This window comes from Kineosporia sp. NBRC 101731, from assembly GCF_030269305.1.
In the GTDB taxonomy this organism is placed as follows: Bacteria; Actinomycetota; Actinomycetes; order Actinomycetales; family Kineosporiaceae; genus Kineosporia.
The window spans coordinates 52,694-66,212 of record NZ_BSTC01000021.1 but is presented as its reverse complement, the minus strand read 5'-3'; the positions used below and the strand labels follow the sequence as shown (position 1 = coordinate 66,212).

Sequence of the window (13,519 nt, the reverse complement as noted above, 5' to 3'; positions counted from 1 at the left end):
TCGACGTTTTCTCGACACTGCTCGACGGCTTGTTTCAGGATCGGTAGACGAACTTGGTGAGCGCGGTGGTGACCCCGGACGAGGCCACGAGCAGCACCACCCGGTCGCCGTCCACCAGCTGTCCCCTCCCGATCGCCCGGGACATCGCCACCGGCACCGAGGCCGACACCGTGTTGGCGGTCTCGTGGTGACCCAGGCGGAAGCGGTCGGGGTCCAGGCCGCACCGGGTGGCCAGGAGACGGGACATGCCGTCGCTGGCCGAGTGCCCGAAGATCACATCGGGCTTGAACTGCTCGTACTCCGGGCGGTCCCGGTAGTGCTCGACCAGGCGGGCGAGGGCGAACTCCATCAGCCGCAGGCCGTGCGAGACGAAGCGCATCGGCTCGGCCGCGCCTGCCTCCGGGGCGTGGTGGCCGAACCAGTCGCCGGCGTTGGCCAGCGGCACGTAGCACAGCTGCCAACGGTCGCCGTAGGTGCGGAAACTGGCTTCGTAGTGATCGTTCTCGTCGTCGTCCGCGACAATCGTGGCGGTCGCGGCCTCGCCCACGGTCAGGCCCGGGTGCCAGCTCGGGAAGTTCTCCAGCGAGCGCAGCTCGTAGTGGTGGCTCTGCCGCGACCCGAACTCGGCGTTGAGGATCATGATGCGCCGGTGGGCACCGGTGGCCACGAGGTGACGCGCCAGGTCGAGCGATCGCACCCAGCTCGCGCAGGCGTCGGAGACGTCGAAGGCCGTGGCGTTGCGCAGGCCCAGACCGGCCTGCAGAGCGGTGGCGGCGGCCGGTTCGACCACGGCCCGGGCGACGCCGGTGTAGATCAGCAGGTCGATCTCGTCCCGGTCGGTCCCGGCGGCGCTCAGGGCCTGTTCCCCGGCGCGCAGGGCGAGTTCGTGCGGCAGTTCCCCGGCCCCGCAGTGGTAGCGAACGGTCGTGCCGCACGAGTCGAAACTGCTGCGCAGAAGGCGGTCCACCACGTCCAGGTCCGAGGCCGGAAGGTGCCGGGCACTGGCGTGCCGGACCGCGGTGAGTACCTCGGCGTTGGTGACCTGCCGCGAGGGGAGGACGTGCTCGAGGGCCAGGAATCTCACGGGGTGCTCCTCACGGCGACCGGACGGGTGGACTCGAAGCTGAAGAACCCGGCCTCGGTCATCTCCGCGAGCGACTGCGCGAAGGCCAGGCTGACGAGCTGGAGGTCCTCGTCGGTGTGGGCGTCACCGATCATCAGGGTGTGCAGTTCCGGCAGGTACACGCCGTGCTTGCGCATGTAGCAGGCCAGGGCGATGTTGGCCTTGGTGTGGGAACCCGCCAGCCGGTCGCGGATCAGCTTGGGACGGGCGTAGTCGAAAGTGATACCGAGCAGCGAGTGCTGCCCGGAGATCTCGCAGGAGAGGCCGAGGGCAGCCACGTGCGAGCGTAGTTCGCCGACCAGCCAGGCGGTCTTGCGGTCCAGTTCGGTGTAGATGCCCGGGTGGTCACGCAGGTGGCCCAGCACCGCGGCACCGGCGGCCGCGGTGATCGAGTTGCCGCTCATGGTGCCGCCGACGAACGCGCGGCCGTGTACGTCGAGGAACGGGTCGCCGCTGCTGCGGGCGACCCCTACGACGGCGGGGCGCCCGACCACGGCGCCGCAGGGCAGGCCACCGCCGATGATCTTGCCCAGGCAGGTGAGGTCGGGGGTCACCCCGGCCAGGTGCTGTACTCCCCCGTAGGCGACCCGGAAGCCGGTGACGACCTCGTCGAACACCAGCAGCACGCCGTGGGCGCGGCAGGTCGTGGCCAGGCGGCGCAGGAAGGCGGCGTCGAATCCCCCGGTGACCGACGGCATCGGCTCGACGATCACGCAGGCCAGGTCGCCGGCGGCGTCGGTGATGCGTTGCAGACTCTCGTCGAGGCCGTACTGCAGCACCAGGGTCTGGTCGACGACACTCTGCTGGGCGCCGGCCGAGTTGGCCACCGGCGCGGGCGACCGTGCCTCGCCGCGGTAGCGGAACCAGGAGCTGACCATGCCCTGGTCGGAGAAGCCGTGGTAGTGGCCCTCGAACTTGGCCACGCGCTGGCGGCCGGTGTGGGCGCGGGCCATCCGGACGGCCATCTGCACCGCCTCGGTGCCGGAGTTGGCCAGCACGGCCAGGGTTCCGGGGAAGGCCGCGGTCAGGGTGCGGGCCAGGGTGAGCTCGGCCGGGCTGCCCAGGGCGTTGACGCCGCCGGAGTCGAGCGCCCGGCGGATGGCCGCGGCCGGTACCGGGTGGCCGTAGCCGAGCATGTGCGGGCCGAATCCACCGGACAGATCAACGTATTCGTTGCCGTCCAGGTCGGTGAGCCGGGAGCCGCAGGCCCTCGCGACGACGATCGGGTAGGCGGCGGGCAGCACGAACCGGTCGAAGTGGGTCGGGGCGACCAGGTACCGGGCGGCGTCGCGGCGGGCGGCGCCGGTGATCGGGGTGCGGTCGCCGAGTTCCCGTTCGAAGGTGTCGCGCAGTTCGTCGCTGAGGTACGGGGAGAAGCGGTCGGTGAACTTGCGCCCGTTGCGCCAGATGTCGAGCTGCGGGTCGACCTGGCTGAGGAATCCTTCACCGGTCAGGGTGCTGAGGGCCAGGAGGGAGAAACGGGTGGCGATCAGGCTGCCGTTCCGCTGGAGCAGGCGGGAGGCCTCGTCGAGGAACGACATGGTCGACCAGTGGTCGGTCTCGGTGGTGAAGTGACGGCGCAGGATGCCGGTCAGCTGGGCGTGGTACTCCCCCGATCCGCGGGTACGTTCGGGGTGCTGCGCGAAGGTCGTGGTGAACCGGTCGGCAGCCAGTTCCCATTCCTGGCGCACGCAGGCGAAGTAGAACGACGACAGGTTCCACTTGTCGTCCTCGGACAGACGCCCCACCAGGCCGAAGTCGAGCAGCACGATGCGCCCGCCGGGCTCGAACAGGAAGTTGCCCGGATGCGGGTCGACGTGGAAGAGGCCGTGGAAGTAGACCATCGTGTTGAAGGCGTCGAGCAGGCGCGCGGCCAGTTCCTCGCGCCGGTGACCGGCCCGGTCCGGGTCCTGGCCGGGCACACCCTCCACGAACTCCATCACCAGCAGGTCTTCCCGGCACGCGGCCGGGATCGTGTCCGGCACCCGCACGTAGGGGTGGTTGCGGAAGTTCTCCGCCACGGCCTCCTGCCGGGCCTGCTCGGCCAGCAGGTCACACTGCCCGGTCAGCAGCGGCCGCAGGGCGGCGAAGTGCCCGGCCAGGTCGACGTGCCGCACGGCGGGCACCAGCAGGCCGGCGCCGCGGATCAGGGCGCCGAGGATCAGTGACGCCGCGGCCAGACGTTCACGTACGCCGGTCTTGACCACCTTGACGGCCACCCGGCGGCCGTCCACCAGCCGGGCGGTGTGGACCTGGGCGACCGATCCGACGGCGATGGGATCCTCGTCGAACTCCGCGAAAAGACCTGCGCCCGAGCGGTTCAGCGTGGCACGCAACTGGTCACGGCGCATCGGGGGCAGGTCGGAGAAGAACGAGCGGAACTGCTCGACGGTGTCGCCCGCCAGCACCCCCGACTGGGTGCCGAGCACCTGGCCCGCCTTGATGTACAGGGGCCCCAGGCGCAGCAGGTAGCCGCGCAGCAGCTCGGCATCGCCCGGACCCCCGGGCAACGCCCGGCGCAGGCCGAAAACACAGCTCCAGCCGACGATCCTGACCCCCTCGGAGACCAGGTGCGGTAGAAGACGCCAGGAATCGCGCATGAATCCCCCGGTCCGGAAAATGATTTCGTGCGGCACCGTCGAAGTTCCCCCTTTCAGACTAGAGACGACGTCCGCCGGTCGGCATCCCGGGAATCCGTGGGCGCCCCCGTTTTCTCCGACCGTCGCGTTGTGGCTGCGCAGGAACGAATTTCACTGACCCACCGGCTCGACCCCCGGCGTCAATCATTTCCAACTATGACTTTTGCGACATACCGCGGTGTAAGGTTGCTTTGTAGGTTGTGGCGCAGCTCACTGACGAGCCGATGAGAGGGGAGCGTCCTTGTCACATCGCCGGTCACATCGACGCCTGCACACCATCACCGCCGCCGGGCTGCTGCTGGTGCCGCTGCTCGGCCTGGCCGGCTGCGGACAGGAGTCGCCCACCAACAGCGCCTCCGGCTTTCCGGCGACCGGCCGGCTGCAGCTGATCGCCCCGGCCGCACCGGGCGGCGGCTGGGACGGCACCGCCCGGGCCCTCAGCCAGGCCGTGGAAGACTCCGACCTGGTGAAGAACCCCCAGGTCATCAACATCGAGGGGGCCGGCGGCACGATCGGCCTGGCCCGGTTCGTGGCCGACGACGACCCGAAACAGCTGCTGGTCATGGGGGCCGTGATGATCGGTGCGATCGCGGTCAACCAGTCGCAGATCACCATCGCCGACGCCGTGCCGGTGGCCCGCCTGACCGGCGAGTCCGAGGTGCTCGTCGTGCCGAAGGACTCGCCGTTCCAGACCCTCGACGACTTCACCCGCGCCTTCACCGACGACCCGGGCGGGCACGCGATCGCCGGTGGCTCGGCGGGCGGCACCGACCAGGTCACGGCCGGGCTCTACGCCGAGGCGGTCGGTGTGGACCCGCGGAAGGTCAACTACATCCCCTACTCCGGCGGGGGTGAGTCCCTGGCCGCGATCCTCGGCGGCCAGGTCGCCGCCGGGATCTCGGGCGTGCAGGAGTGGGCCGGGCAGATCGAGTCCGGCGACCTGCGGGTGCTCGCCGTCAGCTCGCCCGAGCGCATCGGTTCCCTCGACGCGCCGACGTTCACCGAACAGGGTGTGGACGTGGAAGTGGCCAACTGGCGCGGCATCCTGGCGCCCCCGGGAACCACGGCGGACGAGGTCGCGGACATCCAGCAGTTCCTCACCGAGGTGCACGACAGCCCGCAGTGGAAGCAGGCACTGAGCACCAACGGCTGGGACGACACCTTCATGGTCGGCCCGCAGGTGGCACCGTTCTTCGAGGAGCAGGTCACCGAGTACGCCGGCACCCTGAAGAAGATCGGACTCGTGGAATGAGCCAGGCAACCACCGATCGCCGCGGTCTCACCGAGATCCTGCCCGCCGGTCTGCTCGTCCTCGTCGGGATCTACATGATCGTCGACGGCCACTCCCTGCGCACCCCGCCCACCGAGGGCGCCATCGGCCCGCGCTTCTTCCCCTACGTCGTGGGCGTCGCCCTGGTCGTGGTCGGGATCTGGCTGGCCGTCGCGGTCTGGCGAGGCGACCGGGCCGAGCCCGAGGCCGGTGAGGACGTCGACACCGAGGCCACCACGCACTGGGGCACCCTGGCCGCGCTGGCCGGGCTGATGGTGCTCTACGTGCTGATCCTCGACCCGGTCGGCTACCTGCTCTCCACCATCGGCCTGTTCGCCGGCACCGCGTACACGCTCGGCGCCCGGAACCCGCGCTCGCTGGTGGCCGTCAGTCTGCTGGCGCCGTTCGTCACGTTCATCGTGTTCACCCGGCTGCTCGGGGTGTACCTGCCCAACGGCATCCTGCAGGCGGTGATCTGAGCATGGGCAACCTCGACCTGCTGCTGCAGGGCTTCGGCGACGCGCTGACACCCACCTACCTGCTCTACGCCCTGGCCGGCGTCACCATCGGCACCGCCGTGGGCGTGCTGCCCGGCATCGGCCCGGCCATGACCGTGGCCCTGCTGCTGCCGATCACGTTCACGCTCGACCCGACCGGCGCGTTCATCATGTTCGCGGGCATCTACTACGGCGGCATGTACGGCGGCTCCACCACCTCCATCCTGCTCAACACCCCCGGTGAGGCCTCGTCCATCGTCACCGCGCTGGAGGGCAACCAGATGGCCAGGGCCGGGCGCGGCGCCGCCGCCCTGGCCACCGCCGCCATCGGCTCGTTCGTCGCCGGCACGCTCGCCACGATCCTGCTCACGCTGCTCGCCCCGCAGGTCGCCGACCTCGCGGTGAAGCTCGGCCCGCAGGACTACTTCGCCCTGATGATCCTGGCCTTCCTCACCGTCTCCGCCGTGCTCGGCGCCAGTCTGGTGCGCGGGCTGGCCAGCCTCCTCATCGGCCTCTCCCTGGGCCTGATCGGCATCGACGCGCTCACCGGCCAGGCCCGGCTCACCCTCGGCATCGCCCAGCTGGCCGACGGGGTGGACGTGGTGGTCGTCGCCGTCGGTCTCTTCGCGGTGGGCGAGGCGCTGTGGGTGTCGTCCCGGTTGCGTCACGCCCCCGCCCAGCTGCTGCCGGCGGCGGGCCCCTGGATGACGCGGGACGACCTGCGCCGGTCGTGGAAGCCGTGGCTGCGCGGCACCGCACTCGGCTTCCCGTTCGGCACCCTGCCCGCCGGCGGCGCCGAGATCCCCACGTTCCTCTCCTACGCCACCGAGAAGCGCCTCTCGCACCACCCCGAGGAGTTCGGGCACGGCGCCATCGAGGGCGTCGCCGGTCCGGAGGCCGCCAACAATGCCGCCGCCGCAGGCGTTCTCGTGCCCCTGCTGACCCTCGGCCTGCCCACCTCGGCCACCGCCGCGGTCCTGCTCGCGGCTTTCCAGCAGTACGGGCTCCAGCCCGGCCCGGCCCTTTTCGAGACCAACAGCGACCTGGTCTGGGCGCTGCTGGCCAGCCTCTACATCGGCAACGTGCTGCTGCTCGTGCTCAACCTGCCGCTGGTCGGCCTGTGGGTGCGGCTGCTACGCATCCCCCGCCCCTACCTGTACGCCGGGATCCTGATGTTCGCGGCCCTCGGCTCGTACACGATCAACCTCTCCGCCGTCGACGTGGCTCTGCTGTTCGTCATCGGGGCCCTGGGCTTCGTGATGCGGCGCTACGGCTGGCCGGTCGGGCCGGCCGTGGTCGGGCTGATCCTCGGCCCGGTCGCCGAGCAGCAGCTGCGCCGGGCCCTGGCCATCAGCCAGGGCGACGTGAGCACCCTCTGGTCCACGGCATTCTCGGCGACCGTGCTGGCCGTCTGCGCCGTCGTGATCGCAGCCCCCCTCATCCTGCGTGCGATCCGCAGGTCCCCCACTCCCGACGAGGTGCACCGGTGACCGTCCTGCTCGCCCACACCCCCCACGCCTCCGCCGAGGCCGCCTTCGAGTCCGCCCTGGAACAGGCCATCTTCCGCGACACCGACCTGGTCCTCGTCAACGCCACGAAGGGCGAGACCCTAGTCGACCCGAAGTACGCGACGGACGAGGCCCTCACCGAGTTCTCGCAGCGCGCCGCGGGTCGCGGGGTCGGCCTGAGCATCGAGCGCCCGGTCGACGCCGACATCGCCGCCGCCGTTCTCACCGTCGCCGGCCGGTACGACACCGACCTGATCGTGCTGGGCGTGCGTCACCGCTCGGCCGTGGGCAAGTTCCTGCTCGGAAGCGTCGCCCAGAGAATCATTCTCGACGCCGACTGCCCCGTCCTCGCGGTCAAGGCAGACACGATCGGCGCGGTAGGCTAGATCCTTACATCGATGTGAGTTTCAAGTCCTGGTGGGGGGAGAGATCCGATGCGGATCGGTGAGCTGGCAGAACGCACCGGCGTGAGCGTGCGCTCGCTGCGCTACTACGAGGAGCAGGGCCTGCTCAGCAGTGAGCGCAGCTCCGGCGGCCATCGGCACTACACCGAGCAGGAGATCGACCGGGTCGAGTACCTGCAGCGCCTCTACTCGGCGGGCCTGTCCAGCCAGACCATCCTGCGGGTCCTGCCCTGCCTGGAGTCGCCGAACGGGGAGACCAGCGACTCCGCGTTCGCCCATCTGGTGGCCGAACGCGACAAGCTCCGCGAGCACATCGCAGGCCTGACCCGCACGCTGGAGTCGCTCGACGAGCTGATCGTGCTCAACCGCGCGCGGCGCGACCAGTTCGACGAGGCGACCCCGGACGTCACCTGAGGTTCCCGCCCAGCACCCGGGCGAGCACGGCCTCCGCACCGCCCGAGGGCAGCGCGTCACCGCGCCAGGCCACGTGCTGGTCCGGCCGCACCAGGAAGTACTGCGCGTCGCGGTACGGGCTCCCGGCCGGCACGTCCTTCACGTGCACGACCGCGAGGAGGATTCCCCGTCGGGCCGCCGCCTCAGTGAAAGATGCTTCCAGGGAACGATCCTCACCGATCGACAACAGCGCGAAGCCGGAGCCGATCCGGTCGTGCAGGGTACCGCCGTAGGTGTCGACGAGACCGTTCGGGGCTCGGTGGCCCGGTCGTGGATCGTCCTCGTAAATTCCAGACTCCCAAGGTGTCTCGTCTCTCACCGAACTGGCCTCGTACCAGATCGCCCGGGACTGGTCGTACCGCTCATCGAACGTGACGCCCGGCGCCACCACCGACTCCGCCGCCAGCTGGGCCCGGATCTTCTCCCGGCGCTCGATCGCCCACTCGCTGGTGTCCTGATCGGCCGGGATTCCCTCGGCCCGCAGTTGCGCCAGGGTCGCGCGTGAACGCCGCGATCGTTCCAGCGCGTGGTCGGCCACCCGCCAGTTGTGCCTGCGGCGTTCCTCGTCGTAGGAGTCGAGCAAGGCCGGTGGAGCCTGGTCCCGCAGGACGGCCGTCAGTTTCCAGCCGAGGTTGACCACGTCGCCGAAACCTTCGCCGAGGTTGCCGCCCGGGGTGCGCACGTGGGCGGCATCACCCGCCAGGAGCACCCGGCCCTGCCGGAACGTCCGCGCGATCCGGGTCGCGTCGTAGTACGGGGTGGCCGAGACCAGGTCCAGATCGACATCGAAACCGAAGGACGCGCGGGCGGTGTCGAGTAGTTCGCGTTCGGTCGGCCGGTGCTCCAGCGGGAAGGGACCGGCGTACACACGCCATTCGCGATGACTGACGGCCGCCAGGAACCCCGAGGACTTCTCGTTGAACACGATGTTCACGCCGCTGGGGGCGGGCCCCACCCGGCCGCTGATGTCGGGGGTGCGCACGATCAGCCGGAAACGCTGTTCCCGGGCCCGTTCCCCGTCGCGTTCGATACCGGCCAGGGTCCGCACCGTGCTGCGATTGCCGTCCGCACCGATCACGTAGCGGGCCCGCACCAGGCGCGCCTCGCCGTCGGACACCACCCGGGCCTCGACCCCGTCAGCACTCTCTTCCAGGGCACGCAGTTCCCAGCCGCCCGAGACCGGCACCCGCAATTCGCCCAGGCGCTCGATGAACACCTTCTGCACGGCTGATTGAGGACGCCTCAGAGCCTCTTCGGGGCTGGCCCGCCGTTCCGGGACCGTCGGCTCAGTGGGCCCGGCGGATCCGGCAGGGCCGAGATCATGCCCCACCAGCGAGGTGACGAGCCGGATGCCCCGGTTCCACTCCGGCGGGAAGGTCCACTCGTCACGGATCCGCTGCAACAGGCCCCAGCGCCGGAAATGCTCGACCACGCGCGGGGTGTGGCCCATCGCCCCGGCCCGTACCAGGGTGGCCCGCGTGGCCTTGTCGACCACGGCCACGCTGACACCCCGGCCCGCGAGCTCGACCGCCGCCGAAAGGCCCACCGGCCCCGCTCCGACGACCAGCACGTCCACCTGTTCCGGAAGATCGTCGTGCGGGAAGAGCACCGTGTGGACATCGCGCCCACCGGTGAGGGAAAGATCCGGCCGGTACGCCTCGTCCCTCAATTCTTCGTTCGTGATCATGCGAACTGTCCCCGGGTAACGTCTGCGTGATCACGAACCGAGTGGGGGTTCTCCGGGATCGGGAGGCCGAGATGGCCTCGCAGGGTGTCGTGTTCGTAGCCGCTCCGGAACAGGCCGCGTTTCTGCAGCAGCGGCACCACGTCACCGGCAAAGCGTTCCAGGTCGTCCAGGGCACGGAAGCTCAGGTTCAGGCCGTCGGCAGCACCGGCGGTGAACCACGCCTCGATCGCGTCCGCGACGGTGTCCGGCGCCCCGGTGAACGGCGAGGGCCGGTACTCGGTGAGGGACTCCACCACCTGACGCAGGGTGAGGCCCTGCGAGGTCGCGCGCTCGACGATCGCCTGCCCCGCCGTGCGTCCACCCTTCTCGGCCCGGTGGGCGACATCCGGGAACGGCGCGTCCAGGTCGTGCCGCGCGAAGTCGTACGCCCCGAAACTGCGGCCGAGGAAGCCCAGTTTCCGATCGAAGTCGTTGTCCTCGTCGTAGATTTCCCGGGACCGGCGATGAGCCGCGGCGTCCGTGGAGGCGACTACCGGAGAGGCGCCGGTGAAGATCACCACATGGTCCGGGTCGCGACCGGCCGCCGTAGCCCGCTGCTTGATGTCGCTGAAGTAGGCCTGGGCCTCGGCCAGTGTACCGCCGGGCGCGTAGATACCCTCGGCCACCTGTGCCGCCAGGTGGCGGCCCTCCTCGGAGACGCCGGCCTGGAAGATCACCGGCTGCCCCTGAGGCGAGCGGGAGACGTTCAGCGGGCCGGCGACCGAGAAGTGCTCACCGACATGGTTCAGCGCGTGCAGCTTCGACGGTTCGAGAAACCGGTTGTCGTCCAGGGAGGCCGGGAATGCGTCGTCCTCGTAGGAGTCCCACAGCCCGCGCACCACCTGCACGGCCTCCAGCGCCCGCCCGTACCGGGTGGCGTAGTCGAGGTGCTCCTCCAGGCCGTAGTTGCGCGAGGTCCCGGTGTCGAAGCTGGTGACCACGTTCCACGCCGCCCGGCCGCCGCTGATCAGGTCGAGCGACGCGAACCGCCGGGCCAGGTTGAACGGCGAGTTGTAGGTCGAGCTCGCCGTCGCGACCAGGCCGATGTAGCTGGTGTGCGTGGCCACGGCCGAGAGCAGGGTCAGGGGTTCCAGGCGGTTCAGGTAGTGCGAGGGGTAGTCGGGGGTGATGAACTGGCTGTCGACAATGAAATACGCATCGAAAAGAGCCGCTTCGGCGATCTGGGCCTGCCGGATGTAGTACTGGATGTCGATACTGGCGTTCTTCGGCACCCGCGGGTCTTTCCACAGCCCGTGCTGGCCCGGGCCACCCACCCCGTAGGCGGCGACCGCCAGGTGGAGTCTGCGCGTCATACCGGTTCTCCGTTCAGCTGAGCTCGTAGTGCCTGACGTTCGGCCCGGGTGGCGGACGACGCGTGCAGCGTGGGCACCGAACCCAGCAGCAGCCGGGTGTAGGCGTGCTGTGGTGTCCGCAGAACCTCGGCGGTGGAACCGGACTCGACCAGTTCGCCCTGGTACAGCACCGCGATCCGGTCGGCGACCCCGGCCACCGAGCCGAGGTCGTGCGAGATGAACACCAGGGCGGTGCCGGCGTCACGCAGGTTCTTGATGATCTGCAGGATCTGCACGCGGTTGGCGGCGTCCAGCGCGGACACCGGCTCGTCGAGGATGATCAGCGCGGGCTCGACGACCAGGGCCCGGGCCACCGCGACCCGCTGGCGCTGGCCCCCCGACAACTCGGCCGGACGGCGCGCCAGCAGGTGCTCGTCGAGGTTCACCCGGGCCAGCTGTTCCCGTACGGCCTGCAGTGCGGACGCGCGCGGGTCACCCCGCAGCAGCAGGGGTTCGAGCAGCGACTCCTGAACGGTCAGGTCCGGATCGAGGCTGCGCAGCGGGTCCTGGAACACGTACTGCACCACGCCGCGCCGGCGGAAGGACCGCCACTGCCGCTGCGAGTACCCGGTGACGTCCTCGCCGCCGATCCGGACCCGGCCGCCCGAGGCCCGCACCAGACCCAGCACCGTGCGGGCCAGGGTGGACTTGCCCGAACCGGTCTCCCCGATCAGGCCGAGCGTCTCCCCCGCCCGTACCTGGAGCGAGACGCCCGACAGTGCGCGATGTCGGCGCCGGCCCACCCCGTGGTGGACATCGAGGTCGCAGACCTCGAGCACCGCGTCCTCGATCTCCGGGACATCAGGCACCGGCGGGCTCCTTCAGGTCGGGGCGGTCGAGAGGGCCAGGGCCGGCGAGAGGGTCGGCGCGGTCGAGATAACGGTCCAGCCCGTACTGCTCGTGCTCGGTGATCAGGAGCCGGGTGTACGCGTGCTGCGGGTCGTGCAGCACCGCGGCGGTCGGGCCCTGCTCGACCACCGCCCCGTCCCGCATCACCAGCACCTGCTCGCAGAGCTGGGCGACCACGGCCAGGTCGTGCGACACCACCACCAGGGCCAGGCCGGTGCTCTCCCGCAGATCCGTGAGCAGATCGAGGATCTCGGCCTGCACGGTGACGTCCAGGGCCGTGGTCGCCTCGTCGGCGATCAGGATCTTCGGGCGTAGCGAGATGGCCGCCGCGATGAGCACCCGCTGTTGCATGCCGCCGGACAGCTCGTGCGGGTACCGGCCGTAGACCCGGTGCGGGTCTCTCAGATGTACCTCGGCGAGCAGTTCCAGCGCCCGCTGCTTGGCCGGCCGGCGCCCCAGACCCGCCTTGACCCGCAGCACCTCGGCGATCTGCGAGCCCACGGTGAGCGAGGGATTCAGGTACGAGGCCGGGTCCTGGAACACCGCGCCGATCGTCGAGCCCCGCAGGGAGGTCCACTGTCGCGGGCTGAGGCCGGAGATGTCCTGCCCGTCGATCGAGATCGAGCCGTGCGACAGCCGCAGCCCCGGTGGCAGGATGCCCAGCGCCGAACGGCAGGTGAGTGTCTTGCCGCTGCCCGACTCCCCGACGATCCCGACCACCCCACCGGGTTCCAGGCCGAACGAGACACCGTGCACGATCTCCCGGCCACCGCCGCAGATCCGGACGTCCTGAAGCGCCAGCACCTTCTTGTCCGTGATCATGCAAAACCTCCCCGGGGAGGTTTTGCATGATCACGAAGGGATGGAGGGTCAGACACGAGGTTCACCTCACGCACGGTCTGGACGTCCCGCAGGGCGTCGGCCAGCAGGTTGCAGCCCCACACCGTGCCCATGATCAGCAGGGCCGGCGCCACGGGCGCCCACGGCTGGTAGTTCAGGTAGCCCAGGTCCGAGGCCAGCAGACCGCCCCAGGTCGGGGCCGGGGGCTGCACGCCGACGCCCAGGAAGGTCAGGCTGGAGACCACCACGAACCCGATGCCGATGGTCTGGGCCAGGGCGACGCCGATCGCCGGGAGCACCTTGGCCCACACGTGCCGGCGCACGATCTGGCCGAACGAGGCGCCGGAGATCAGCGCCGCCTCGACGTACTGTGAACGGGCCACGGCCAGCGTCGCGGCCCGCGAGACCCGGAAGAACAGCGGCGACACCAGCACTCCGACCACGAACATCGCCTGGGTGATGCCGTTGCCGAGGAGGGCGGTGACGGCCACGGCGAAGACCAGGAACGGCAGGGAGATCAGCGTGTCGGTCAGGCGCAGCACGCTCCACTCGAAGACCCGGCCGAGGTAGACGGACGCCATGCCCGGGATCGCACCGGCGAACAGCGCCACCAGTGCCACCTCGAGCGACCCGACGATGCTCGTGCGCGATCCGTCGAGCAGGCGGCTGAGCACGTCGCGGCCCAGGTAGTCGGTGCCCAGCCAATGCCCTCCGGAGGGACCGGCCAGGGTGGTGGTGCTGCCCGCGAGCGCGTCGTGCGGGGCCAGCAGCGGCCCGAACACGGCCAGGACCGCGACCAGCGCCAGGATGGCGAACGCGACCTTCCCGGTGGGGAGGGCCCAGATCCGGCGGGTCATG

The 13,519-nt window shown here is 70.3% G+C and carries 12 protein-coding genes; 5 read left to right on the top strand and 7 right to left on the bottom strand.

Annotated elements, in window-relative coordinates:
* Nucleotides 1–34: 34 nt before the first annotated feature.
* Nucleotides 35–1,084 carry a 3-oxoacyl-[acyl-carrier-protein] synthase III C-terminal domain-containing protein gene (locus QSK05_RS33770; RefSeq protein ID WP_285601483.1) on the bottom strand — a complete coding sequence of 350 codons (1,050 nt, stop codon included), beginning with the start codon at nt 1,082–1,084 and terminating at the stop codon, nt 35–37.
* Nucleotides 1,081–3,723, bottom strand: a complete 2,643-nt coding sequence (locus QSK05_RS33765) for an aminotransferase class III-fold pyridoxal phosphate-dependent enzyme (protein ID WP_285601482.1) — start codon at nt 3,721–3,723, stop codon at nt 1,081–1,083. Before QSK05_RS33765 ends, QSK05_RS33770 begins: the two co-directional genes overlap by 4 nt.
* Before the next feature lie 280 nt (nt 3,724–4,003).
* Between QSK05_RS33765 and QSK05_RS33760 the strand changes: the two genes are divergently transcribed.
* Genes QSK05_RS33760 through QSK05_RS33740 form a run of 5 tightly spaced genes read left to right on the top strand, consistent with a single transcriptional unit; the run spans nt 4,004 to nt 7,855 of the window.
* Nucleotides 4,004–5,014 carry a Bug family tripartite tricarboxylate transporter substrate binding protein gene (locus QSK05_RS33760; RefSeq protein WP_285601481.1) on the top strand — a complete coding sequence of 337 codons (1,011 nt, stop codon included), beginning with the start codon at nt 4,004–4,006 and terminating at the stop codon, nt 5,012–5,014.
* Nucleotides 5,011–5,511 carry a tripartite tricarboxylate transporter TctB family protein gene (locus QSK05_RS33755; protein ID WP_285601480.1) on the top strand — a complete coding sequence of 167 codons (501 nt, stop codon included), beginning with the start codon at nt 5,011–5,013 and terminating at the stop codon, nt 5,509–5,511. The genes QSK05_RS33760 and QSK05_RS33755 overlap by 4 nt, the downstream gene beginning before the upstream one ends.
* A 2-nt stretch (nt 5,512–5,513) precedes the next feature.
* Entirely contained in the window at nt 5,514–7,019 is a 1,506-nt protein-coding gene (locus tag QSK05_RS33750) for a tripartite tricarboxylate transporter permease (RefSeq protein WP_285601479.1), read from the top strand.
* Nucleotides 7,016–7,423 (top strand): universal stress protein, encoded by a 408-nt coding sequence (locus QSK05_RS33745; protein ID WP_285601478.1) that lies wholly within the window; start codon nt 7,016–7,018, stop codon nt 7,421–7,423. Before QSK05_RS33750 ends, QSK05_RS33745 begins: the two co-directional genes overlap by 4 nt.
* 48 nt (nt 7,424–7,471) lie before the next feature.
* Entirely contained in the window at nt 7,472–7,855 is a 384-nt protein-coding gene (locus tag QSK05_RS33740) for a MerR family transcriptional regulator (protein ID WP_285601477.1), read from the top strand.
* Here QSK05_RS33740 and QSK05_RS33735 read toward each other — a convergent pair.
* Genes QSK05_RS33735 through QSK05_RS33715 form a run of 5 tightly spaced genes read right to left on the bottom strand, consistent with a single transcriptional unit; the run spans nt 7,848 to nt 13,518 of the window.
* On the bottom strand, nt 7,848–9,581 hold the full coding sequence (locus QSK05_RS33735; RefSeq protein ID WP_285601476.1) for an FAD-dependent oxidoreductase: 1,734 nt from the start codon (nt 9,579–9,581) through the stop codon (nt 7,848–7,850). The genes QSK05_RS33740 and QSK05_RS33735 overlap by 8 nt on opposite strands.
* A complete protein-coding gene (locus tag QSK05_RS33730; protein ID WP_285601475.1) occupies nt 9,578–10,933 on the bottom strand; it encodes an NtaA/DmoA family FMN-dependent monooxygenase in 1,356 nt (451 codons plus the stop codon). The genes QSK05_RS33735 and QSK05_RS33730 overlap by 4 nt, the downstream gene beginning before the upstream one ends.
* Nucleotides 10,930–11,781 (bottom strand): ABC transporter ATP-binding protein, encoded by an 852-nt coding sequence (locus QSK05_RS33725; RefSeq protein WP_285601474.1) that lies wholly within the window; start codon nt 11,779–11,781, stop codon nt 10,930–10,932. The genes QSK05_RS33730 and QSK05_RS33725 overlap by 4 nt, the downstream gene beginning before the upstream one ends.
* Nucleotides 11,774–12,643, bottom strand: a complete 870-nt coding sequence (locus QSK05_RS33720) for an ABC transporter ATP-binding protein (protein WP_285601473.1) — start codon at nt 12,641–12,643, stop codon at nt 11,774–11,776. The genes QSK05_RS33725 and QSK05_RS33720 overlap by 8 nt, the downstream gene beginning before the upstream one ends.
* A complete protein-coding gene (locus QSK05_RS33715) occupies nt 12,640–13,518 on the bottom strand; it encodes an ABC transporter permease (protein WP_285601472.1) in 879 nt (292 codons plus the stop codon). The genes QSK05_RS33720 and QSK05_RS33715 overlap by 4 nt, the downstream gene beginning before the upstream one ends.
* Between the last annotated feature and the right edge of the window lies 1 nt (nt 13,519).

Coding starts and splice junctions, on each gene's coding strand:
- QSK05_RS33765 (WP_285601482.1), bottom strand. CDS start 3,723: ATGCGCGATTCCTGGCGTCTTCTACCGCACCTGGTCTCCGAGGGGGTC.
- QSK05_RS33755 (WP_285601480.1), top strand. CDS start 5,011: ATGAGCCAGGCAACCACCGATCGCCGCGGTCTCACCGAGATCCTGCCC.
- QSK05_RS33750 (WP_285601479.1), top strand. CDS start 5,514: ATGGGCAACCTCGACCTGCTGCTGCAGGGCTTCGGCGACGCGCTGACA.
- QSK05_RS33740 (WP_285601477.1), top strand. CDS start 7,472: ATGCGGATCGGTGAGCTGGCAGAACGCACCGGCGTGAGCGTGCGCTCG.
- QSK05_RS33735 (WP_285601476.1), bottom strand. CDS start 9,581: ATGATCACGAACGAAGAATTGAGGGACGAGGCGTACCGGCCGGATCTT.
- QSK05_RS33730 (WP_285601475.1), bottom strand. CDS start 10,933: ATGACGCGCAGACTCCACCTGGCGGTCGCCGCCTACGGGGTGGGTGGC.
- QSK05_RS33720 (WP_285601473.1), bottom strand. CDS start 12,643: ATGATCACGGACAAGAAGGTGCTGGCGCTTCAGGACGTCCGGATCTGC.
- QSK05_RS33715 (WP_285601472.1), bottom strand. CDS start 13,518: ATGACCCGCCGGATCTGGGCCCTCCCCACCGGGAAGGTCGCGTTCGCC.